Origin of the sequence: Polaromonas sp. UC242_47 (genome assembly GCF_044452385.1) — a bacterium.
GTDB lineage: Bacteria > Pseudomonadota > Gammaproteobacteria > Burkholderiales > Burkholderiaceae_C > Polaromonas.
In genome coordinates this window covers 1568780-1590303 of sequence record NZ_JBIOAO010000001.1, presented here as the reverse complement: position 1 = coordinate 1590303, position 21524 = coordinate 1568780, and the positions used below count along the sequence as shown (strand labels likewise).

At 63.0% G+C, this 21524-nt stretch carries 19 protein-coding genes and 2 pseudogenes; 11 read left to right on the top strand and 10 right to left on the bottom strand.

The window, feature by feature from the left end; all coding sequences use genetic code 11:
* Positions 1-3: 3 nt before the first annotated feature.
* Complete coding sequence (locus tag ACHMXK_RS07885) at positions 4-2352, bottom strand: TonB-dependent receptor (protein ID WP_397439197.1); 2349 nt, start codon at positions 2350-2352, stop codon at positions 4-6.
* 91 nt (positions 2353-2443) lie between these two features.
* Positions 2444-2812 (bottom strand): DUF2946 family protein, encoded by a 369-nt coding sequence (locus ACHMXK_RS07880; protein ID WP_397439195.1) that lies wholly within the window; start codon positions 2810-2812, stop codon positions 2444-2446.
* A gap of 62 nt (positions 2813-2874) precedes the next feature.
* On the opposite strand from ACHMXK_RS07880, the gene ACHMXK_RS07875 reads away from it, so the two are divergent.
* The 3 genes from ACHMXK_RS07875 to ACHMXK_RS07865 all read left to right on the top strand — a co-directional run bounded on the left by ACHMXK_RS07875 (position 2875) and on the right by ACHMXK_RS07865 (position 4417).
* Positions 2875-3045, top strand: coding sequence for a ribbon-helix-helix protein, CopG family (locus ACHMXK_RS07875; RefSeq protein ID WP_397439193.1), 171 nt, complete (start codon positions 2875-2877; stop codon positions 3043-3045).
* Positions 3033-3344 (top strand): nickel-responsive transcriptional regulator NikR, encoded by a 312-nt coding sequence (gene nikR, locus ACHMXK_RS07870; protein WP_397439191.1) that lies wholly within the window; start codon positions 3033-3035, stop codon positions 3342-3344. Before ACHMXK_RS07875 ends, nikR begins: the two co-directional genes overlap by 13 nt.
* A gap of 80 nt (positions 3345-3424) precedes the next feature.
* Positions 3425-4417 carry a Bug family tripartite tricarboxylate transporter substrate binding protein gene (locus ACHMXK_RS07865; protein ID WP_397439189.1) on the top strand — a complete coding sequence of 331 codons (993 nt, stop codon included), beginning with the start codon at positions 3425-3427 and terminating at the stop codon, positions 4415-4417.
* Positions 4418-4490: 73 nt separating this feature from the next.
* Here ACHMXK_RS07865 and queG read toward each other — a convergent pair whose 3' ends face one another.
* Positions 4491-5564 (bottom strand): tRNA epoxyqueuosine(34) reductase QueG, encoded by a 1074-nt coding sequence (gene queG / locus ACHMXK_RS07860; RefSeq protein ID WP_397442472.1) that lies wholly within the window; start codon positions 5562-5564, stop codon positions 4491-4493.
* 15 nt (positions 5565-5579) lie between these two features.
* Between queG and tsaE the strand changes: the two genes are divergently transcribed.
* From tsaE to ACHMXK_RS07845, 3 genes are all read left to right on the top strand, one after another.
* Entirely contained in the window at positions 5580-6083 is a 504-nt protein-coding gene (tsaE, locus tag ACHMXK_RS07855) for a tRNA (adenosine(37)-N6)-threonylcarbamoyltransferase complex ATPase subunit type 1 TsaE (RefSeq protein WP_397439187.1), read from the top strand.
* 32 nt (positions 6084-6115) lie between these two features.
* Entirely contained in the window at positions 6116-7456 is a 1341-nt protein-coding gene (locus ACHMXK_RS07850; RefSeq protein WP_397442471.1) for an N-acetylmuramoyl-L-alanine amidase, read from the top strand.
* 190 nt (positions 7457-7646) lie between these two features.
* Entirely contained in the window at positions 7647-7874 is a 228-nt protein-coding gene (locus ACHMXK_RS07845) for a glycine zipper 2TM domain-containing protein (RefSeq protein WP_397442470.1), read from the top strand.
* Positions 7875-8382: 508 nt separating this feature from the next.
* Here the strand turns inward: ACHMXK_RS07845 and ACHMXK_RS07840 are convergent.
* The 6 genes and pseudogenes from ACHMXK_RS07840 to ACHMXK_RS07815 form a co-directional block, all read right to left on the bottom strand.
* Positions 8383-8870 (bottom strand): annotated as a pseudogene (locus ACHMXK_RS07840) (aromatic-ring-hydroxylating dioxygenase subunit beta).
* Entirely contained in the window at positions 8867-10186 is a 1320-nt protein-coding gene (locus ACHMXK_RS07835) for an aromatic ring-hydroxylating dioxygenase subunit alpha (RefSeq protein ID WP_397439185.1), read from the bottom strand. The pseudogene ACHMXK_RS07840 and the gene ACHMXK_RS07835 overlap by 4 nt, the downstream one beginning before the upstream one ends.
* A gap of 41 nt (positions 10187-10227) precedes the next feature.
* Entirely contained in the window at positions 10228-11010 is a 783-nt protein-coding gene (locus ACHMXK_RS07830) for a slipin family protein (RefSeq protein WP_397439183.1), read from the bottom strand.
* Positions 11007-11903: a nodulation protein NfeD gene (locus ACHMXK_RS07825; RefSeq protein WP_397439181.1), complete on the bottom strand. Its 897-nt coding sequence runs from the start codon at positions 11901-11903 to the stop codon at positions 11007-11009. Before ACHMXK_RS07825 ends, ACHMXK_RS07830 begins: the two co-directional genes overlap by 4 nt.
* Positions 11885-12382 carry a hypothetical protein gene (locus ACHMXK_RS07820; RefSeq protein ID WP_397439179.1) on the bottom strand — a complete coding sequence of 166 codons (498 nt, stop codon included), beginning with the start codon at positions 12380-12382 and terminating at the stop codon, positions 11885-11887. Before ACHMXK_RS07820 ends, ACHMXK_RS07825 begins: the two co-directional genes overlap by 19 nt.
* 140 nt (positions 12383-12522) lie before the next feature.
* Positions 12523-13186: pseudogene (locus ACHMXK_RS07815) on the bottom strand (DedA family protein).
* A gap of 543 nt (positions 13187-13729) precedes the next feature.
* Between ACHMXK_RS07815 and mutL the strand changes: the two are divergent.
* The 4 genes from mutL to ACHMXK_RS07795 all read left to right on the top strand — a co-directional run bounded on the left by mutL (position 13730) and on the right by ACHMXK_RS07795 (position 18759).
* Complete coding sequence (gene mutL, locus ACHMXK_RS07810; RefSeq protein WP_397439177.1) at positions 13730-15622, top strand: DNA mismatch repair endonuclease MutL; 1893 nt, start codon at positions 13730-13732, stop codon at positions 15620-15622.
* 402 nt (positions 15623-16024) lie between these two features.
* Positions 16025-17368, top strand: a complete 1344-nt coding sequence (gene gdhA / locus ACHMXK_RS07805) for an NADP-specific glutamate dehydrogenase (protein ID WP_397439175.1) — start codon at positions 16025-16027, stop codon at positions 17366-17368.
* 113 nt (positions 17369-17481) lie between these two features.
* Positions 17482-17859: a DUF1090 domain-containing protein gene (locus ACHMXK_RS07800; RefSeq protein ID WP_397439173.1), complete on the top strand. Its 378-nt coding sequence runs from the start codon at positions 17482-17484 to the stop codon at positions 17857-17859.
* 63 nt (positions 17860-17922) lie between these two features.
* The gene (locus ACHMXK_RS07795) at positions 17923-18759 is read left to right on the top strand and encodes an alpha/beta hydrolase (RefSeq protein ID WP_397439171.1); all 837 of its coding nucleotides are present in this window, start codon (positions 17923-17925) and stop codon (positions 18757-18759) included.
* A gap of 18 nt (positions 18760-18777) precedes the next feature.
* Here ACHMXK_RS07795 and ACHMXK_RS07790 read toward each other — a convergent pair whose 3' ends face one another.
* Positions 18778-20088 carry a serine hydrolase domain-containing protein gene (locus tag ACHMXK_RS07790; RefSeq protein ID WP_397442469.1) on the bottom strand — a complete coding sequence of 437 codons (1311 nt, stop codon included), beginning with the start codon at positions 20086-20088 and terminating at the stop codon, positions 18778-18780.
* Positions 20089-20191: 103 nt separating this feature from the next.
* Between ACHMXK_RS07790 and ACHMXK_RS07785 the strand changes: the two genes are divergently transcribed.
* A complete protein-coding gene (locus ACHMXK_RS07785; protein WP_397439169.1) occupies positions 20192-21523 on the top strand; it encodes a winged helix-turn-helix domain-containing protein in 1332 nt (443 codons plus the stop codon).
* The last annotated feature ends 1 nt before the right edge of the window (position 21524 follow it).

Sequence of the window (21524 nt, the reverse complement as noted above, 5' to 3'; positions counted from 1 at the left end):
GTTTTACAGGTCGACCTTCAGCTCGGCCATGAAGGTGCGCTGCGGGTAAGGATGGAAATTCCAGTACTGGTAGTTGTTCAGGTTGTCGATGCCGAAGGCTGCGGTCCACTGCTTGTTGACCTTGTAGTGGAAGCGCACGTCAGTGACGAAGTACTTGCTGGTGCCCTGGTAGGCAAAGCCATTCACGTCGCTGTTGTCCAGGCTGGAAAACTGCTTGCCGCTGTAACGCGCGGCAAAGGTGCCGGTCCAGGCCTGGTCAAAGCGGTAGCTGACCAGCGCCGTGGCGCGCCAGACCGGCACACGCGGCTGGTATTTGCCAACGGTGTCGCCCGGCGTCAGCACAAAGCCGCTGTTTTCCTTGATGCGTGAATCCGCATACGTCACGCTGCCGCCCAGGCTCAAGCCCTTCTTGAAAACATCGTTGCCGTTGTAGGCCACTTCCAGGCCCTGGGTCTGGATACGTGCGACGTTTTGCACCCGGCTGATGTTGCTGCCCGCCATCGGATCAAAGGTCTGCTGCGCATACAGCGCATCACGTGTGTTCTCGGTGAAAAACGTGACACGCAAGACCGCGTTGCCCAGGTCTTTTTCCGCCGTGAGTTCAGTGGTCCAGGACTTTTCCGGTTTCAGATTCGGATCGTTGATGTACTGGGAATTGACGGTGGCCGTCGCGCCATACAACTCACCCACGGTCGGGAAACGCACGGCACGGCCGGTCGAGGCCTTGAGCGTGGTGTCCGCGGCCCACTGGTAAGACAAGGCGGCTTTGGGCGAGACCGCATTCTCGCTGCGCGCGGCGTAAGCCGTGTTGGCCGGGTTGCCGGCGCCAAACCAAGTGAAACCGCTGGACGTATGCCAGTTCTCGATGCGTGCGCCCAGCACGGTTTTCCATTTGGGCGCAAAGCTCCAGGCGTCCTGCGCATAAACGCTGCGCAACTGTGTGCGGCCGCCCACGTCGCTGAGCATGGTGCCGGCGCCGTCGTTCATCCAGTTGCCCAGCACGCTGGACTTGAGGATGCGCAGCTTGTAGCTGTCCTGCTGGTAACCCACATCGACGATGTGTGCGCCCTGCAGCCCGTCGGGTCGCCAGATGCCCTTGAGCGCCAGGTTGTTCCAGCCGGTGCCGCCCTGGTCCTGCAAAGTGCCCGCGCCGCCGCCCAGCGCGCCGGGTTGCGCTGTCGTGGCCGCGCGGATCTGGTCTTTCTGGTAGTCGTACAAACTGGCGGCCACTTCCCAGTCCCACACGCCGCGCGTGTTGGACTTGATCGACAGGCCGTGCATCAGATGTGTCAGCGCCTCGTTGCTCACACCAAAGTCGGTCGGCCCCAGGGTGTAGGCCCGGCCGTTGATGCTGACGTTGCCGCTGTACACAGGCGCCCCGGCCGCGTTGCGCAAATAACTGTCCGAGCGGTTCTGCGCGCTGTTGTCCCAGTAGCCCAGGGTGTAGCTGGCGCGCACCGTCGGCGAAAAGTCATAAGCCACCTTGAGCTTGACATGTTCCTGCTCGGTTCGGTACTGCGTGGCGCCGCCTATCAGCAGCCAGGGCTGATTGCGGGTGTTCAGCCCAGCCACGGCGCCGGTGACCGGGTTGACCGCCGACACCACGTTGCTCAGAGCTTTGGTTGTGAAGGTCAGCGGCTGCCCGGCGCTTTGGGTGCGGTTGGCGTTGATGAACCAGGACCAGTCGCCGCTCTTGCTGCCCAGAGACGCGCTGGCCTGGCTGCCGCCAAAGTGGCTGTCCGTGCCATACAGCTTGAAAGCCTGGTTGAAAGCGCTGATCTTGGCATGGGCCTCGAACTGCGTCGGCATACGCGTGACATAGTCCACCACGGCGCCCACCGAGTTGCCCGGGTAGGCGGCGGAGAACGGACCGTACAACACATCCACACGTTCGATTTCTTCCGGCGTCACCAGGCCCCAGCGCGGCGCGTAGTTGGTGCCGTTGGCAATGCCATTGCCCAGGTAGTTGGACAACAAAATGCCGTCGGCATACACGGCGGAGCGCGCGCTGTTGCCGGTGCCCGAAGCGCGGCTGGACAAAATGGCGTGGTTGTAGTCGCCGATGTAACGCTTGCGCACCAGCAGGCTGGGCAGGTATTTGAGCGCATCTTCGCTGTCGGTCGCGTTGATGGTTTGCTCGATCTGCTCGCGCGTCACCCCTTCGATGGTGGTGGGAATCTGCGTCGGCAGCGAGGTCGGCTGGCCGCTGGTCACCGTGACCATGCCCAGGGATTTGACCGGCGCGTCAGTCGACACTGGTGCCGCTTGGGCGAAGGCGGATGGCGCCAGCAACAGGGCCGCAGCGCTGCCGCCCAGGAAAAATACGCCAACAGGAAGGCGAAAAGGAATCATGGAGTCCACTCTTTGAAATCAACCGTAGCGAACGCATCGGCTCTGCAGCCAGCGCGCACCAAGCCTCGGGGCGAGGCGTTTTCAGTTCAGATCAAAGTGCGGGCGGGCCGCGGCTGAAAGGCAGCCCCGGCGAGGAGGCCGAACGGACGGCATCCTGAAAAACAACAGCCATCGCCGTGACGGCGACGGGACAGACATCCATGTGTTGCAGCGGCGGCAGCCCCAGACCCAAGGAGCCGCACAGGTCGCAATGACCGCTCGCACTAGCGCCCTCATCCGTGCCGGCGTCCTGGGACCAGCCAGCGGAACCCATGCTGCAAATGCCGCCCAGCTTGCCGGTACGCACCTCTTCGGCCAGCATGGACACCGGCGCCAGCAGCGCCGAGCACACAGCCAGAAACCCCAGCAAAGCTGCAAAGCGCGCCCAGAATGGGCGAAAGATCGTTGGGAGGGCGGGCACGGGACCGATTATAGGCAGAGACACCAGGATCAAGACTTTGACTTTTACAGTACGGGGCAAACATGCAGCGCTTCACGATCTCTCTGGATGATGGCCTGGCCGCCCAATTTGACGAGCTCATTGCGGACCGCGGTTATATCAACCGCTCCGAAGCCGTGCGTGACCTGATTCGCGAGCGCCTGGGCAAGGACACACTCGACGCCCGTGCCGCAAATACTGCGTGGCCAACGTGAGTTATGTCTACGACCACCACGAGCCACAGGTCACCCGCCGCCTCATGGCCTTGCAGCATGAACACCACGACCTGGTCGTCAGCAGCCTGCACACCCACCTGGACCACGACCACTGCCTGGAAAGTGTGGTGCTGCGCGGCCCGACCACGGCGGTACAGGTTTGCGCGCAGCAACTGGTCGCCCTGCGCGGCGTTCGCCACGGCCAGATACACCTGGTGCCGCTGGCGCAAGCATCGGCGGGCCACCGCCATGCCCATGCGCCCGGCGCCGGGCACAAACACCTCAAGCCCCTCAGTTGAACACCCGCCAAACGGCGTATGGCCCCAGGCCCTGGCCTGTATGACAATTATTAAATTCTTCATACAACCAGCTGTTCCGGATGTCCCTCACACGCCGTCGTCTCCTGCTCCAGACCTTGCCCGCTCTGGTGGCCGCCCCCGCCGTCTTCAGCGCGCGCGCCCAGCCCGGCGGCTTCCCTCAGCCTGACAAACCCATCCGTTTCATCGTGCCTTTTCCGGCAGGTGGCACATCCGACCTGCGTGCCCGCCAGGTGGCCGAACGCATGCGCCTGGACGCCGGCTGGACGGTGTTGGTGGACAACCGCGCAGGTGCCAGCGGCATGATCGGCTCCGAAGCCTGCGCCCGGGCCACGCCGGACGGCCACACGCTACTGCTAGGAACCATCGGTTCGCTGGCGATCAATCCGCACATCTTTCCGCAGCAACCCTATGACGTGTCGCGCGACTTCCAGCCTATCACGCAGTTTTCCCGCTCGGTCACCGTGCTGCTGGCGCACCGCAACACGGGCTATCGCAGCCTCGCCGATGTGGAAGTTGCGGTACGCGCCGGCCGCCCGCTGGCCTATGCCTCCCCCGGCAACGGGACCATTGGCCACATGGTGGGCGAGATTTACAAACGCCGCGCCGGGCTGGACATCACCCATGTGCCCTACAAAGGCACGGCGCCGGCGGTGCAGGACTTCATCAGCGGCCAGGTGCCGCTCTTGTACGAAACCCCTTCAGCCGTCTGGGAACACTTGCGCGCCGGGACGGTCGTGCCGCTGGCAGTGACCAGCAGCATCCGCATGCCGCAGATGCCGGGCGTGCCCACCTTCCGCGAGTCAGGCTATAACGACATGGTGTTCGACACCTGGCAGGGCGCCGTCACGACGCGCGGTGTGCCGGCAGCGGTGCTGGCCAGCCTGCACCGCGAAATGGCCAAAGCCTTGCGGCATCCGGATGTCGTGAAAAGCCACGAAGAGCAGGTCAACGTGGTGGTCGCCAACAGCCCCGAGGAATTCGGACGTTTTATCGCCGACCAAACCACGCGCTGGGGCCAGGTGGTGCGTGAGACAGCAGTCCTTCCCGGCTAAAACCGCCCGCGCCAACCGACGGCCTAACAAAATGCTACAAAATCAGTAGCTGCTTGCGCCCGCGGCTAAAGGGCTAGCGCTCAACTTCATTCATAATGGATTGAGAAAGGGCCCACACCACATGTTCCCGCACCACCGCGCTCGCATGATCCTGCCGCGCCAACAAGGCCGCGCGTATGCTGCCGTCGTCATCACGGCCCGCCTGCAAGGCATTGCCCATGGCCACCGCGATGTTGCGCAGCCAGCGTTCGTGGCCGATACGCCGGATCGCGCTGCCTTCGGTGTAACGCAAAAACTCCTCCTCCGTCCAGGCGAACAAGGTCGTCAGTTGCTGGCCGGTCAGGCCCTGGCGCTCGTCAAAGTCGGGCAAGGCGCTGCGTTGCGCAAACTTGTTCCAGGGGCAGGCCAGCTGGCAGTCGTCACAGCCGTAAATGCGGTTGCCTATCAGCGGCCTCAACTCGAGCGGGATCGCGCCTGCATGTTCGATGGTCAGGTAGGAGATGCAGCGCCTGGCATCCAGCTGGTGCGGCGCGATGATGGCCTGGGTCGGGCAAATGGTGATGCAGGCGCTACAGCTGCCGCAATGCGGCGTCACCGGCTCGCTGGGCGGCAGCGCGATGTCCACATAAATTTCACCCAGAAAAAACATGGAGCCGGCCTCGCGGTTCAGCAGCAAGGTGTGTTTGCCGCGCCAGCCCTGTCCGCTGCGTGCGGCCAGCTCGGCCTCCAGCACGGGCGCCGAATCGGTGAAGGCCCGGTGGCCCAGGGGCTGGACCTGGGTGGCGATCCGTTCGGCAAGTTTTTGCAGGCGCGCACGCATGATCTTGTGGTAGTCCCGGCCACGCGCATACACCGACACAATCGCTTCGCCGGGCCGCTGCAGGCGCGCCAGTTCCTGGGCCTGCCACTGACCCGGCTGCGCCGGTGTGGAGGCCGGCAAATAGTCCATACGCGCCGTGATCACACTGACCGTGCCCGGCACCAGTTCAGCCGGCCGGGCGCGTTTGAGGCCATGGGCAGCCATGTAATTCATGTCCCCATGAAATCCGGCCGCCAGCCAGGCCGATAATCCGGGCTCCGCAGAAGACAAGTCCACCCCTGCAATGCCGATTTGCGAAAATCCAAGCTCGCGCGCCCACGTTTGAATTTGAGAAACGAATTGATGGCTATTGAAGATCACACGCTCATTGTAAAAAGTATTGCCTGGACCACCGAGGCCGATACCCAGGCTTTCGCCCAGGCCATGGCCACCCGCTTGCTGGCCAGCCTGCCCGGCCGCAATGCCCTGATCCAGTTGCACGGCGACCTGGGCGCCGGCAAAACCACCTTTGCACGGCATTTCCTCAAGGCCCTGGGCGTTGAGGGACGTGTCAAAAGCCCGACTTATGCGGTGGTCGAGCCCTACAGCGTGACCGACACGGCGGGCGACACCCTCAACATCTGGCATTTCGATTTTTATCGCTTCAACGACCCCGACGAATGGGAAGAAGCCGGCTTTCGCGACATCTTCGCCAGCCCTGGCCTGAAACTGGTCGAGTGGCCGGAAAAAGCCGGCGAACACCTGCCAACTGCCGACCTGGACATCCATCTGGAACTGCTGGACAACGAAGCGCGCGCCGTCACGCTGAGCGCCCACACCGCCGCCGCCGCGGCACTGTTGCCGTGAGCGGCCGCCACAGCCGCCGCAGTGCCCTGCAAATGGGCAGTCTGGTGTTGCTGCTCGGCGTGCAACACCTCGCGCGCGGCGCCACCATCCTGGCGGTCCGCATCTGGCCGGCGCCGGACTACAGCCGGGTCACCATCGAGTCCGACACCGGCCTGAAAACCAAAACAACCTTTGTCACCGAGCCGCCACGCCTGGCCGTGGACATCGAAGGGGTGGACCTGATCCCCGCGCTGCGCGAGCTGGTGGCCAAGGTCAAGGCCGACGACCCGAACATTTCCGGCATCCGTGTCGGGCAAAACGCACCGGGCGTGGTGCGCCTGGTGATAGACCTGAAGCAACACATCCTGCCCCAGGTGTTCACCTTGCCACCGGTCGCGGCCTACCAGCACCGGCTGGTGTTTGACCTCTACCCGACCCAGGCGCCCGACCCGCTGGCCGCGTTGATTGCCGAGCGGCTCAAGGACAAAACGGTCGCCCCGGCCGCGGCCACGGATCCGCTGGGCGAGCTGATCGCCAAACAAACCGACAAGCCGACGCCGGCCAAACCAGCCGGCGACGCCACGCCCCCCGCGACCGGCACTGACAAGGACCGCGTCATCGCCGCCGCGCCCAAGGCGCCGCCGGAAACCGTGGGTGCCGGCGCCGGCAGCCGCAACAAAACCGACCGCCTCATCATCGTGGCGCTGGACCCCGGCCACGGCGGTGAAGACCCGGGCGCCATCGGCCCAGGCGGCACGCGCGAAAAAGATGTGGTGCTGCAGATTGCACTGCGCCTGCGCGAACGTATCAACCAGCAACCGAATATGCGCGCCTACCTGACGCGTGATGCCGACTTTTTTGTCCCGCTGCATGTCCGCGTGCAAAAAGCCAGGCGTGTGCAGGCCGATTTATTCATCAGCATTCACGCCGACGCGTTTTTCACACCACGCCCGCAAGGCGCCAGTGTGTTTGCCTTGAGTGAAAAAGGCGCCAGTAGCAGCGCCGCACGCTGGATCGCCGACAAGGAAAACTCCGCCGACCTGGTGGGCGGCGTCAACGTCAAGGTCAAGGACGCGCAGGTGCAAAAAGCACTGCTCGACATGAGCACCACCGCCCAGATCAGCGACAGTCTCAAACTCGGCGGCGCCATGCTGGGTGAAATCGGCAGCGTCGGCAAGCTGCACAAACCGCGTGTCGAACAAGCCAGTTTTGCCGTGCTCAAGGCCCCCGACATTCCGAGCGTGCTGGTGGAAACCGCGTTTATCAGCAACCCCGACGAAGAAGCCAAGCTGCGCAGCGAGGCCTACCAGGTGCAACTCGCCGATGCGTTGATGCGCGGCATAGGCAGTTACTTCTCGAAAAATCCGCCCCTGGCGCGGAATCGTCCGCTGTAGCGCTTGCACTCCGGCCTCCTGCTCTCCTCCGGCCATGCACGCGGCAAGCCGACGGTCAGGGGGGCTATCACCTACATCGCCGAAGCGGCGAAAAATCTACAGTCAAGTCACAGGCAGTTCGAAGGGACACCACCCCATGCGGTGATCCAGGTTCAACGCAAGTTGCCTGCAACACAAACCAAAGGTGGACATGATGACAAAGACATTATTGATGGCAACTGCAGCTGCATCCCTGATCGCCCTGACCGGGTGTTCAACCAACCCGAACAATGCACAAATCGGCACGGCGACGGGTGCTGTTCTAGGCGGTGTTGCAGGCAGCGCCCTGGGTGGCGGCACGCTGGGCACCGTGGGCGGCGCTGCGGCTGGTGCGGTGATCGGCAATGAAGTTGGTAAACGGCAAGACCAGAAACGTTAAGCCAGTTTTCGAAGATATACCTGAGGGAATCCGTTCAAGCATCACGCTGCGTTTGCGGTTTGCCGCTGACAGTAGGACGAACTCCCCACTCCCACCCCTAGCCCCTCCCTCGCCCCGCTGGGCGATGGAGGGGGACTTCATTTGGCTATGTGTGCTGCAAACGCGTGCATGAATGACGGTCTTTAGAGCATGACAGGACGCGCAAAGCGCGTCCTGTCTCCTCGCATTGGTTTTCTCCCACCCCTTCTGTCTGCGCCGAGGAGCGCAGGGCCAGTCGGATCAGGGCGAGCGATTGTCTGAGGCGTAGCCGAGTTCGAGTTCGACCCCGACTGGACCGAGCACCGCAGGTTGCCCCTGAGCGCCAGCGAAGGGGGCGCAGACAGCGGGGTCGCCTTTTCTTTTGCTTACTTTTCTTTTGGCGACGCAAAAGAAAAGTGAGTTGCCGCCGGGCAACTCCCGGCCTGCCCGAAGGACAAAAAACATCCCAAGCTAGCAACAGCCTAAAAACTCAAACCGGATAAATCAAGGAATTAAGAATCATCTCGCTGTCATACACACACAACCGCCGTCTGAACTTCAGGCCTTCATCGGTGCGCACCAGCTCATCCAGATAACGCCCCACGTTGTAGACCTCGCTGACACCCGCCGGTTTGGTGCGAAACACCGCGTAGTTGGTCTGCGTCGTGATCACACCGGCTTCGTGCGACAAAATTTGCGCCGCACTGATCACGTGGCGCATGTAAACGGCCCGTGGTAAATCGTCTGGGTGATGCCATAGACGCGGTCTTTCATCATGCCCCGGCTTTCCAGGTCCATCAGCGCCAGCGGCAAACCCCGGTCGAAATTTTCGCGCGCCTGCACGGTGTAACGTCCGTCCTCCAGAAAAAACTCCGGCCAGGCGTCAAAACGTTTGTCGTCCAGCACCGCGGCATAGGCCACGTTGAGTTGATCAACATCGTGTTGAAGCTGCAGGCGCTCCAGCGTCACCCCACTCATACGGCCATCACTTTCTTCCAGTAGGCATACATGCTGCGAATCAGCGTTTCGGTGACCATGTGTTCGGTCATCTCGGTGCCGGTGCCGCCCAGCTCGCACAAGGTCGAACCGTCTTCACCACCCTGCCGGAAACCGGCCTGGCTGAACTCGATGACTTCACCGTCGTCGGCGCTGACAAAACCGGCCGGCCCGAACAGGTTGGACTGGCGCAAACGGCGTCGCGTCATCTCGGGTGTGTCGTCAGCAAAACCAAAATGGGTCCAGACAAAATCAAACTCCCCCTGGCCGCGCGGCACGATGTGGCGCGTGCTCAGCGAGTTGACCTGTTGCTGGATGATGAGGCTGGGAAACAGCGTGATCATGGTCACGGTGGGCATGATCTCGCTGCCGGGCTGGGACGGGTCCGGCACCTTCCACCAGGGTTCGGGCACCACGTCCAGCAAGCGGTCGTCGTGCAGCGCCATGTTGGCCTTGAAAGAGGTCACGCCTTCGGTCACGGCGGCCTGCCCGCCTTCGTTGCGGCGCGAAATCATCACGGCATGGCGACCCTGCTCATCCATCACCATGCGGCTTTTCTGGTCGGCGCGCCACAGGCCAAAAGTCACAAACCAGGTGTGCAGCAAACCGGGGTGGTAGGGGTCCTTGATGTTTTCCATCATCAGCTTCCAGTTGCCCGGAATACGCTGGCGGTTGTAGCCCAGCAAGGTCAGTTGCCGGCCTTTGAAAATGCGCTCTACCCAGGGCAGGATGTTCGGGCCCAGGTAGTCCTCCAGCGGCTCCACCGTGTCGCTGAAAGTCGCAAACACCAGGCCGTGCAAGACCGCCACACGCAGTTTGGTCAGGCCGTGGTCCTTGAGGTCAAAGCCTTCGGGCATGCCGCCGTTGACACACTCGCCCTCTTTCACGCCGTCCTTGAACGGCAGGCCGGCGAGATCGCCATTGAGTTTGTAAGTCCACTGGTGGTAGGGACAGACAAAGCTGCGCGCATTGCCTTGCGGGTTCTGACAAAAACGTACGCCGCGGTGCGCGCAGCGGTTTTCAACAACGCGGATGCCGTGGTCCATGCCGCGGTCCTTGGGTGCCACGCGGTCACGCACCATCACCACCTGGCGTTCACCGACATGGCTGAGCTTGAAATCACCCAGATTCGGGATCTCGACCTCCAGCCCGACGTAACACCAGTGCGGGCCGTAGAAAATTTTCTCCAGCTCGCGCTGGTACAGCTGCTCGTCGGTATAGGCCCAGAAGGGCACACGGCTGGAGCCGGGCTGGCTCCAGCGGGACAGGACGGAAGGGGAAGAAGGAGGTGCGTTCATCTCTACCTGGTCAGCGAATTGGATCAGCAGAAATGATACGCTTACTTATGATCTCCGCCCTCGCCTGTTGATTTTTGCGGCCGCATCAAGGCACCCAGCAAGTCCATGGGCAGCGGCAGGATCACGGTGGAGGCGCGGTCCCCGGCGACCTGGGTCATGGTCTGCAGGTAACGCAGCTGCATCGCTTCGGGCTGCTGCGCCAGCATGCGCGCGGCCTCCAGCAAGGCGGACGCGGCCTGTTTTTCGCCTTCCGCATGGATCACCTTGGCGCGGCGTTCACGTTCAGCCTCGGCCTGGCGTGCGATGGCCCGCACCATGGACTCGTTGAGGTCTATGTGTTTGATTTCGACATTGGTCACCTTGATGCCCCAGCCGTCGGTTTGTGCATCCAGAATGCGCTGGATGTCGAGGTTCAGTCGCTCGCGCTCCGCCAGCATCTCGTCCAGTTCATGTTTGCCCAGCACCACACGCAAGGTGGTTTGCGCCAGTTGGCTGGTCGCCATCAGGAAGTTTTCGACATTGATGATGGCTTTTTGCGCGTCCACCACCCGGAAAAACACCACCGCATTAACCTTGACCGAGACGTTGTCACGCGAGATCACATCCTGCGGCGGCACGTCCATGGTGACCACACGCAGGTCGATACGCACCATTTGCTGAATCACCGGAATCAGGATGACCAGGCCCGGGCCCTTGACCTTCCAGAAACGACCGAGCTGGAACACCACACCCCGTTCGTATTCACGCAAAATGCGCAGTGAACTGCTGATCAGCAGCAGAAAAAGCAGCACCAGCAGCCCGAGAGGCAAACCAATCATGATCATGACGCTGCTCCTTTGAGAATGTCCGCTTCACCCTGAACCTGCAACAACAGGCCGTCGATGCGCAGCACCCGGATCCGTTGCCCCATCCTGAGCGGCGCCTCGCTGCGCACCCGCCAGCGTTCGCCGCGCACCTCGGCCCAGGCCTCATCACCCTCGACATAAACCACCTCGCCCAGGGTACCGGCCATTTCCTCGCGCCCGCCCAGCACCGGCCGCCGGCGTGCGCGCAAGGCCATGGTTGCCAACACAAACACCACCACCGCGGAACTCAGGGCCAGCCCCAACACCAGGGAGATCGGCACGCCAAAACCCGGCACGTCGCGGTCAAACAGCAAAATACCGCCGACCACAAAAGCGACTACCCCTCCTGCGCCCAGCAGGCCGCTGGGCACCACCAGTTCGGCGGCAAGAAAAGCCATACCAAGCAGAACCAGGGCCAGGCCCGCATAGTTCACGGGCAAAAGCTGCAAGGCAAACAGCCCCAGCAAAAGGCAGATGGCGCCGGCCACCCCGGGCAGGGCCAGACCAGGCGATGAAAACTCGAACACCAGCCCATAAAACCCCACCATCAACAGAATCAGAGCCACGCTGGGATGGGCGATCACGGCCAGCAAGCGCTGACGCCAGTCGGGCAACATCCACTCGACCACCTGGCCCTGCGTGTGCAAGGTGAGGTGCGCGCCCCGAACCTCGACGCTCCGGCCGTCCATCTGCCGCAACAGGTCCGGCAAGTCCACGGCGACCAGGTCGATCACCTTGTCGCGCAAGGCCTCACCGGCGCTCAGGCTGACCGCTTCGCGCACTGCCCGTTCGGCCCACTCCGCGTTGCGGCCCCGGGTCTGCGCCAGGCCGCGTATGAAGGCGGCGGCATCGTTCATGACTTTGGCCCCCATGGCGTCGGTAGGCGCCGTGGGGAGCTTGCCTTGTCTTTGTCCTTGTCCGATCTGGCACCGGGCAAGCCGATCGCCACCGGTGTTGCCGCGCCCAAGGTGGTCGCGGGCGCCATAGCGGCCACATGGGCGGCGTAGAGGATGTAAGTTCCGGCGCTGGCGGCCCGGGCACCTTCCGGCGCGACATACACGGCCACCGGGATGGGCGAAGACAAGATGGCCTGGATGATCTGGCGCATGGAACTGTCCAGCCCGCCCGGCGTGTCCAGCATCAGAACCACCAGGCCGGCCTGGCGCTCCTGGGCCTTGGCAATGCCGCGCACGATGTAATCGGCGCTGGCTGGTCCAATCGCATCCTGCAACTTGAGCACCAGCACCGGGGCGGCGGCGGCACCGACACACCAGAGCACCAACAACAGACACAAGATCCACTTGGCCGGACCCCGAATCAGGCTTGGGCGAAACATGGCAGGTGTCAGCATGGCAAGGGCCTCACTGGTGTTGGCCGCAGCGCCTTGCGGCAGGCTGCAACGCTATCAGTATGCGACAGCCCATCGGCGAATACAACTCCCCCACCGCAAAGGGAAAAGAGAGCGGCAATAACGCGCCGCCCGGTTGTGTTTTAGCTGTTTTCCAGCGGCGCCGCAGCCTTGTTGCGGCTGGCCTTCCAGGCACCGAACAGCACAAACAACCCGGGAATAAAAATCATGGCCCAGATGATTTTGCTCAGATTGGCCTGCACCCAGGGCAGGTTGCCGAAAAGATACCCGGCGCCACACAAGCCGACCACCCAGATCAGCGCACCTAGCACGTTGTAGGCGCTGAACTTGCCGCGGCTCATCTCGGCCACACCCGCCACAAAAGGCGCAAAGGTGCGAATAAAAGGCATGAAACGCGCAATGATGATGGTGATGCCGCCGTAACGCTCGTAAAACGCATGCGCCTGGTTAAACGCCCGCTTGTTGAAAAACTTCGACTGCTCCCACTGGAACACCTTGGGACCGAAGAAACGGCCTATCGTGTAGTTGCACTGGTCCCCCCAGAATCGCCGCCACCACCAACACCCCCATGGCCAGCGGCAGGCTGAGCAAACCGGCGCCACACAAAGCACCAACAATGAACAGCAGCGAGTCGCCCGGCAAAAACGGCATGACGACCACGCCGGTTTCGACAAAGATGATCAGAAACAGCAGGGCGTAAACCCACATGCCATAAGTTTGGGTAAAGGCCTCCAGGTGGCTGTCCACGTGCAGGATGAAGTCAATCAGAAAAGTCACAAGTTCCATGGTGGGGATTTTGACATGCTGGCACATGGACTTGGAATCACGTACGGCCGGCATCACGCTGCGTTTGCGGCCGGCCTTGGACAGTAGGACGAACTCCCCACTCCCACCCCTAACCCCTCCCTCGCCCCGCTGGGCGATGGAGGGGGACTTCATTTGGCCTTGTGTGCTGCAAACGCGTGCATGAATGACGGTCTCTTGACCGACGAAGACGCGCATAGCGCGTCTTCGTCTCTCCGCATCCGTTCCTGCTCCCCACCCCTTCTGTCTGCGCCGAGGAGCACAGGGAAAAGCGGACCAGGGCTCGCGATTGTCTGAGCCGAAGGCGAGTTCGAGCGAGACCCCGCTTTTGCCGAGCACCGCAGGTTGCCCGTAGCGCAGCGCAGGGACCCAGACAGCGGGGTCGCCTTTTCTTTTGCTTACTTTTCTTTTGGCGACGCAAAAGAAAAGTAAGTTGCCGCCGGGCAACCCCGGCTAGCAGGCACACCACAGCAAGCAGAAATCCACCAGAAGCCCCCAAAAACCACAACACCCTAAAATAAAACCGTGAACCTCCCCAGCACCCCAGACTCCCTCCCCCGCCGCCCCATCCGCGAACTCCCCGACGAACTGGTCAGCCAGATTGCGGCCGGCGAAGTGGTGGAACGCCCCGCGTCGGTGGTGCGTGAGCTGGTGGACAACGCGCTGGACGCCGGCGCGCGGCAGATCACGGTGCGGCTGCTGGCCGGCGGTGTGCGCCTGATTTCGGTCGAGGACGACGGCTCGGGCATTCCGCGTGAGGAGTTAGCGGTCGCGCTCAAGCGCCACGCCACCAGCAAAATCGCGTCGCTGCAAGACCTGGAATCCGTGGGCACCATGGGTTTTCGGGGCGAGGCGCTGGCTGCCATCAACTCCATCGCCGACATGAGCCTCTTGTCGCGCACCGAAGGGGATGCCACCGCCCACGCCTGGCTGCTCGACGGCCGCTCGGGCGAGCTCAAACCCATCGCGCGCAGCCGCGGCACCACCGTCGAAGTGCGTGAGCTGTTTTACGCCACGCCGGCACGCCGCAAGTTTTTGAAAACCGATGCCACAGAACTGGCGCATTGCATAGAAGCCGTGCGCCGCCACGCGCTGGTGCGGCCCGACGTGGGTTTTGCGATCTGGCACGAAGGCAAACTGGTCGAGCAGTGGCGCGCCTGCGAGGCAACGGCCGAGCTGGACGCCCACGCGCAACGCCTGGGCGATGTGTTGGGCAGTGAGATGCTGGCGCAAAGTGTGGCCGTGGACTACCGCTCAGGCAACTTGCACATCACCGGACGCGCCGGTATTCCGGATGCCGCACGTTCGCGTGCCGACCAGCAGTTTGCCTATGTCAACGGCCGTTATGTGCGCGACAAGGTGATGACCCACGCCGCACGCAGTGCCTACGAAGACGTGTTGCACGGCCACCGCCAGCCGGTGTATGCGCTGTATGTGGTGATGGACCCGACCCGGGTGGACGTCAACGTGCATCCGACCAAAATCGAGGTACGTTTTCGTGACAGCCGCGAAGTGCACCAGGCCGTGCGCCATGCGGTCGAAAACGCCCTGGCTGCGCCGCGGGCCGCCGCCGCCGCGTTGGCCAGCCCGAATGGCATCGTGACTGGAAGTTTTGAATCAAATCGGCCTCCAACCCTGTCGCCATGGGCGCAACCAGCTATTAATTTCGGAGCGAATCAGAGCTACCAGCAAAACCCGCGGGTGTCCGACTTCGAGGCCATGTGGCCGGTGCAGCCTGCCGCCGCCACGACTGGGTTCGCGCCCGAGCCGGCGCCAGCCGGGACCAGCCCGCACAACGGGCCTCTGGAGGCCGCCGCCCTGCCACCCGGCGACTGGCCGCTGGGTCGCGCCATCGCCCAGTTGCAGGGAATTTATGTGCTCGCCGAAAACACCCAGGGCCTGGTGGTGGTGGACATGCACGCCGCGCACGAACGCATCGTCTACGAGCGCCTGAAAAACCAGCTGGACACCAGCACGGCCATCGCCAGCCAGCCGCTGCTGATCCCCGCCACCTTCGCCGCCAGCCCGCAAGAGGTCGCCACCGCGGAAGCCGCCACCGACACCTTGGCCGCCCTGGGCCTGGAGATCACACCTTTCTCGCCACGCACCCTGGCCGTGCGCGCCGTGCCGACCAGCCTGGTCCAGGGCGATGCGGTGGAACTGGCACGCAGCGTCTTGGCCGAGCTGGCACAACACGACGCCAGCACCGTGATCCAGCGCGCGCAAAACGAGCTCTTGTCCACCATGGCCTGCCATGGCGCGGTGCGTGCCAACCGCAAACTCACGCTTGAAGAGATGAATGGCCTCTTGCGCCAGATGGAGGCCACCGAGCGCTCCGATCAGTGCAACCACGGCCGGCCGACCTGGCGCCAGGTCAGCATCAAGGAACTGGACGCCTTGTTCATGCGCGGTCGCTAGGCGCAACGCCCTGCGGCACAAGCACCTTTTCGGGGCCTGGGATACATGCCCCCAGCCTTGAGCTTGGGCCTGACTCTCGAAATTCTTAGTCAAACAGGCCTCCAGCCCTTTATATATAAGTGCAAGCAGCTATTGATTAAATAGCAAATCAGCGCCATCAAAAAGCCAACGCCGCACGCCTGCAAACCCGGGTATGGCAGAGGCCTCCGACCAAAACACCCCAGAACGGTGCAACACGGCACGCCCCCGAACCCGCCTCACCCCATCAAAACACCAATCAGGTGCCATTTCGTGCCTGACGCGAGTCGATGCACCAAGATGGGCATAAGCCCATAAGCATTTGGCATAATGTCGGGTTGCGCTGCCGCATAACCCTCCGTTTTTTGAAGAAAGCCCTTGCATATGAAGTACGAGTCCGTCGACCAATTCCTTCACCAGGTCGCTCAGCGCAACCCCGGACAGCCCGAGTTCCTGCAAGCCGTGACCGAGGTCATGGAAAGCCTCTGGCCTTTCATCGAAAAACACCCCAAGTACGCCGAACATGGCCTGCTGGAACGCCTGGTCGAGCCAGAACGCACCATCATGTTCCGCGTCTCCTGGATCGATGACCACGGCACCGTGCAGGTCAACCGCGGCTACCGCATCCAGCACAGCATGGCGATTGGCCCCTACAAAGGCGGCCTGCGCTTTCACCCCTCGGTGACCCTGTCGGTGCTCAAGTTCCTGGCCTTCGAACAAACCCTGAAAAATGCACTGACCACGCTGCCCATGGGCGGCGGCAAAGGCGGCGCCGACTTCGACCCCAAGGGCAAGAGCCCCATGGAAGTCATGCGTTTCTGCCAGGCTTTTGTGTCCGAGCTGTTCCGCCATGTGGGCGCCGACACCGACGTGCCGGCGGGTGACATCGGCGTGGGTGGCCGCGAAGTCGGCTACATGGCCGGCATGTACAAAAAACTCAGCAACCGTTCCGACTGCGTGTTCACCGGCAAGGGCCTGGCCTTTGGTGGTTCGCTGATCCGCCCCGAAGCCACGGGTTACGGCATGGTGTATTTCGCCCAGGAAATGCTCAAGACGCAAGGCAAGTCCTTCGAAGGCAAAACCGTGTCGGTGTCCGGCTCGGGCAATGTGGCGCAATACGGCGTCGAAAAAGCCATGGCTTTGGGCGCCAAGGTGGTGACCGTGTCCGACTCCAGCGGCACGGTCTACGACAAGGACGGCTTCACCCCTGAAAAACTCGCCATCCTGATGGACGTGAAGAACCACAAGTACGGCCGCGTGGACGAGTACGCCAAGCTGGTGGGTGCCGAGTTCCAGGCCGGCAAGACACCCTGGCACATCCCCGTGGACGTGGCCCTGCCTTGCGCCACGCAAAACGAGTTGACCATTGAAGACGCCGCCGTGCTGATCAAAAACGGTGTTATCTGCGTGGCCGAAGGCGCCAACATGCCATCCACCAACGAAGCCGCCAAGGCCTTCGAAGCCGCTGGCGTGTTGTACGCACCGGGCAAGGCCTCCAACGCCGGTGGCGTCGCCACCTCGGGCCTGGAAATGAGCCAGAACTCGGCCCGCCTGTCCTGGCCGGCTGAAGAAGTCGATGCCCGCTTGCTGCAAATCATGCAAGGCATCCACGCCGCCTGCCTGAAATACGGCAAACGCGCCGACGGCACGGTGAGTTACATCGATGGCGCCAACGTGGCCGGCTTCGTCAAGGTCGCCGACGCGATGATGGCCCAGGGCGTGGTGTAAACACCCTGCCGGTATCGATGAACAAAGGGGCCTCGCGGCCCCTTTTTCTTTGGGCTGCGCCGCCTGCAGACTGCCATTACCATGGACCGTCCCCATCGCCTTGCAGGAAATCAATGAAACAACTCATCCTCGCCAGCTTGCTGGCCCTGGCCGCAGCCCCGCTGTTGGCGCAGCAGCCGTCCGCCGCCTGCGAGGCCCAACGGGCGCGTATTGAGGCCCAGATCAGCCGGGCGCAGGCCGCGGGCAACAGTCAGGAAGTGGCTGGCCTGAAAAAGGCTTTGCGCGCCAACCAGGCCCACTGCAGCGATGCCTCGCTGGCCGCCGAGCGCGAGCGCGACATCCAGAAGGCGACAAAAAAGGTGGCGAAACGTGAGAAGGATCTGGCCGAGGCCCAACGCAAGGGTGATCCCGACAAAATCGCCCAGCGGCAGCGCAGGCTCGACGAAGCACGTCAGGCGCTGACCGAGGCGCAAAAGCCGCTGCTGCCTTAATCCTTAAAGTCGGGTTGCGCCCCGCCTGCGAACTTTTTGCCAACCGCCGCACTCCATCCAACGATGAAACGCTGGCTCCTCCTTGTTTGCCTGGCGCTGGTGGCGCTCATCACGGCCAGTTGCGCGGTGCTTGACGAAAAACAACGCGCCTGGATTTTCCAGCCCAGCGACCGGACTTGGAGTGGCGGCCTGGCAGCCGCCGATGGCATGGACGAGGTCTGGATCAAGCTTTCAACCACGTCCAGCCAGCCCCCCGCCACCCTGCATGGCCTGTGGCTCCCCGCCGAACAGCCGAATGCACCCATCCTGCTCTACCTGCACGGCGCGCGTTACAACGTGACCGGCTCGGCCCCACGCATGCGCCGCATGCAGGAGCTGGGCTTTTCGGTGCTGGGTGTGGACTACCGCGGCTTCGGCAAAAGCTCGCCGGCCTTGCCCTCGGAAGACAGCGCCTATGAAGATGCCCGCGCGGCCTGGGACTGGCTGGCGAAAAAATACCCGGACCGGCCTCGTTATATTTTTGGCCATTCGCTGGGCGGCCCGATTGCCATCCGCCTGGCCACGCAGGTCGATGATGAACGCGGCACCTTGGTGGAAAGCACCTTCACCTCGATTGCCGACGTGGTGGACAGCACCTCCTGGGGCTGGCTGCCGGTGTCGCTGCTGATCACCCAGCGTTTTGAAGCGGTGCGCCAGGTCGCGACCATAGGCTCGCCGCTGCTGGTGGTGCATGGCAGCGATGACCGCCTGATCCTGCCCAGCCTGGGTCGCAAGCTTTACGACGCCGCGGCCCAGCCCAAACTCTTTGTGCTGGTGGAAGGCGGCTCACACCACAACACCAACGCGGTGGGCCAGACGCAGTACCGGCAAGCGCTGACGCAGTTGTTCGGCCTGCACTAACGCAGGCCTTCACCCCATTTATCGGCGCACCGCTTCCGCCAGCGCCGCCCAGGCCTTGAGCGTCAGCGGGTGGGTATAACCCGCACCGGCCACCGGGTGTGACGAGAGTTTGACCACCACCATCTCGGCCGCCGGGTTGATGTGCAACATCTGGCCGTTCACGCCCGAGGCTTCAAACGCACCATCGGCGTTGTGCAGCACCCACCACTGGTTGTGGTACGAATAACCAGCGCGAAACGGCATGCCCGCGGCCTTGAACTTTTCGCGGTCGCCGCCCTTGACGGTGTCGGCAATCACCGCCTTGTCGAAGACCCGCTGGCCGTTGAACTCGCCGCCCCGGCGCAACATTTCGCCAAAACGCGCCAGGTCGCGGGCCGTGGCATTCAGTCCGGCGCCCTGCAGCGGCGTGCCCACAGCGTCGACCATGACGTAAGCGTCTTCTTCCATGCCCAGCTTGCTCCAGATGCGTTCACTCATCAGGTCCGCAAAATGTTGGCCGCTCACACGCGAAACAACCCAGCCCAGCACCTCCGAATGCACGGTGCGGTACACAAAACCGGCACCGTGTTCGCCCTCTTTCTTCAGCGTCTTGAGGAAGTCGTAAATATTCTTAGGCCCGGCGTAGTTGGGCGGTGAAGGAATCATGTTGCTGGCAAACAGGTAGGGGAAAATTTCTGTCGTGGGGTCGGTGTAGACCTCGCGAAAACGCACCGCGCCCGTCATGTCCATCACCTCGCGCACCTTCATGTCGCCCCAGGCGCTGCCGGCCAGTTCCGGCACGTATTGGGTCACCAGCGCATTCGGGTCTATCTTGCCGTCATGGACCAGTTGTGCGGCCAGCAGGCCGGTGAAACTTTTGGTGATGGAAAACAGCAGGTGCGGTGTCTCAGGCTTGATGTTGCGGTAACGCTCGTAGACGATGCGGCCACGGTGCAAGACCACCAGGGCGTCGGTATAGGTGTTGCGCTGCCATTCGGCCAAGGTGGTGCGCTGGCCCTTGTCGTCGGCAAACGCCCAGTCGTCCAGGTTTTTGTCCCAGCGCGGCAGCTCGGACGGCGGCTGGTTGCCGCGCCGGATATTACGTGTCGAGGTCAGCTGGCGCGCGTTCTGCAGCGCCCAGCTCATTTGCGGATAACGCCCGCGATTGGCATCATCCACCAGCTTGTCAGGCGCGGGGGGGAAGGTGTTCATGTAGCCCAGCTTGTCCAGCAGCACCGAATCCGGTGGCGGCAGCTGAGGCGCTTGCGCGTGGGCGACCACGCAGGCGCAGGCCGCCAGGGCCGACACCAGGTGCCGGCGCGAAACAAGGCGAAAGGGGTTCAAAGTCATCATGGCAAATCGTCTCCTGGTTTTTTGTGGGGACACCCTCGGGCAAACCTGATGTCCTGCGCTGCAAGTTACCCGCACAATCGGACGCAATCTTGATGAAAACATGATGAGACGTCACTTTCCGGACAAGCCGCCAGCGCCCCACAGCCCAGCCGAACACGGTTACACCGCGCGGGACGATGGGTTTGTCTGCCTGCACGGCCTGCCGCTGCAACTGCCGCCCAAGGAGCGGGCCGTGTTGCATCTGCTGCTGTCCTGCTGGCCGGACGTGGTGCCCAAAGAAGTGTTTGCCAACCGCGTCTGGCGCGCCCAAGCCATGTCTGACGAAAGCCTGGCCCGCTGCGTGGCGCAACTGCGGCCGACCTTGAGCGCACACGGTGGCCTCGGCATCAGCGCCGTTTACCGGACCGGTTACCGCCTGACGCTGGCTCCCGCAAGCGCCCCGGCGGCGGCCATTCCGCCGCTGTCCCGGCTGCACCACGAAGCCATGGCCCAGCCCCGGCAGGTCGCCACCCTCTTACATGCGCGGCAACTGACCCACCAGCGCACCGGCGCCGGCCTGCTACGCGCGCAAGCCTTGCTGCGCGAACTGATCACCCAAGCCCCGGATTACCTGGCCGCCAAATTGGCGTTGGCCGAATGTATGACCAGCGCGGTAAGTTGCGGCCTCACGGTGCAAAGCGACAATCTGCGCGAATCGCTGGCACAGCTCCGTTTGATTGAAGTACAGGCCCCGGACCTGCCCGGCCTGCACGCCGAAATGGCCCACCTGCTCGATTGCCAGTGGCGCTTTTCCGAAGCCCGTGACATGCATGCACTGGCGGCCGCCAGCGCGGCGCCGGACGACCAGACCCTGCACTACCTGGGCTGGCACCAGTTGTGCACCGGCCAGGCGCGGGAAGCCGCCGAGTCGTTGCGACTGGCGCTGGATTTAAACCCCTTTTCAGTGACCTTGGGTGTGTTGCGGGCACGTTGCCTGAGCGCCTGTGGCGAGCTGCAGGCCGGACTGGCACAGGCCGAGCAGACGAGTCACATGGCCCCCGACAACCTGGCCGCACAGATCTACCTGCTGGCTTACCAGGCCTTTCTCGCGCCACGACCCGAACTGCTGGCCCAGGCCGAACACATCACCCTGGGCCCCGGCACCTGGGCCTTTGCCGACTCGACCCTGGCCTACATTTTTGCGCGCTGCGGGGCGTCCGAGCAGGCACGCAAGCTGGTGGCCAAGGCCGCCAACGAGGGCGTGAGCATGCGCGCCAACCACATCGCGGTCCTGTTGTGCCTGGGCGAGCTGGACCAGGCCATGGCACTGGCCCTGGCGGCCGCGCGCCAGGGTTGCGGCCAGTTACCGCTGATCCTCCACACCCCCGAAAATGCCGGCCTGCGCCAGCACCCCGACTTTGCACGTTTACACGCCCTGATGGGCGCCCACTGAA

Coding starts and splice junctions, on each gene's coding strand:
- ACHMXK_RS07885 (WP_397439197.1), bottom strand. CDS start 2,352: ATGATTCCTTTTCGCCTTCCTGTTGGCGTATTTTTCCTGGGCGGCAGC.
- ACHMXK_RS07875 (WP_397439193.1), top strand. CDS start 2,875: ATGCAGCGCTTCACGATCTCTCTGGATGATGGCCTGGCCGCCCAATTT.
- ACHMXK_RS07865 (WP_397439189.1), top strand. CDS start 3,425: ATGTCCCTCACACGCCGTCGTCTCCTGCTCCAGACCTTGCCCGCTCTG.
- tsaE (WP_397439187.1), top strand. CDS start 5,580: ATGGCTATTGAAGATCACACGCTCATTGTAAAAAGTATTGCCTGGACC.
- ACHMXK_RS07850 (WP_397442471.1), top strand. CDS start 6,116: ATGGGCAGTCTGGTGTTGCTGCTCGGCGTGCAACACCTCGCGCGCGGC.
- ACHMXK_RS07845 (WP_397442470.1), top strand. CDS start 7,647: ATGATGACAAAGACATTATTGATGGCAACTGCAGCTGCATCCCTGATC.
- ACHMXK_RS07835 (WP_397439185.1), bottom strand. CDS start 10,186: ATGAACGCACCTCCTTCTTCCCCTTCCGTCCTGTCCCGCTGGAGCCAG.
- ACHMXK_RS07830 (WP_397439183.1), bottom strand. CDS start 11,010: ATGATCATGATTGGTTTGCCTCTCGGGCTGCTGGTGCTGCTTTTTCTG.
- ACHMXK_RS07825 (WP_397439181.1), bottom strand. CDS start 11,903: ATGGGGGCCAAAGTCATGAACGATGCCGCCGCCTTCATACGCGGCCTG.
- ACHMXK_RS07820 (WP_397439179.1), bottom strand. CDS start 12,382: ATGCTGACACCTGCCATGTTTCGCCCAAGCCTGATTCGGGGTCCGGCC.
- gdhA (WP_397439175.1), top strand. CDS start 16,025: ATGAAGTACGAGTCCGTCGACCAATTCCTTCACCAGGTCGCTCAGCGC.
- ACHMXK_RS07800 (WP_397439173.1), top strand. CDS start 17,482: ATGAAACAACTCATCCTCGCCAGCTTGCTGGCCCTGGCCGCAGCCCCG.
- ACHMXK_RS07795 (WP_397439171.1), top strand. CDS start 17,923: ATGAAACGCTGGCTCCTCCTTGTTTGCCTGGCGCTGGTGGCGCTCATC.
- ACHMXK_RS07790 (WP_397442469.1), bottom strand. CDS start 20,088: ATGACTTTGAACCCCTTTCGCCTTGTTTCGCGCCGGCACCTGGTGTCG.
- ACHMXK_RS07785 (WP_397439169.1), top strand. CDS start 20,192: ATGATGAGACGTCACTTTCCGGACAAGCCGCCAGCGCCCCACAGCCCA.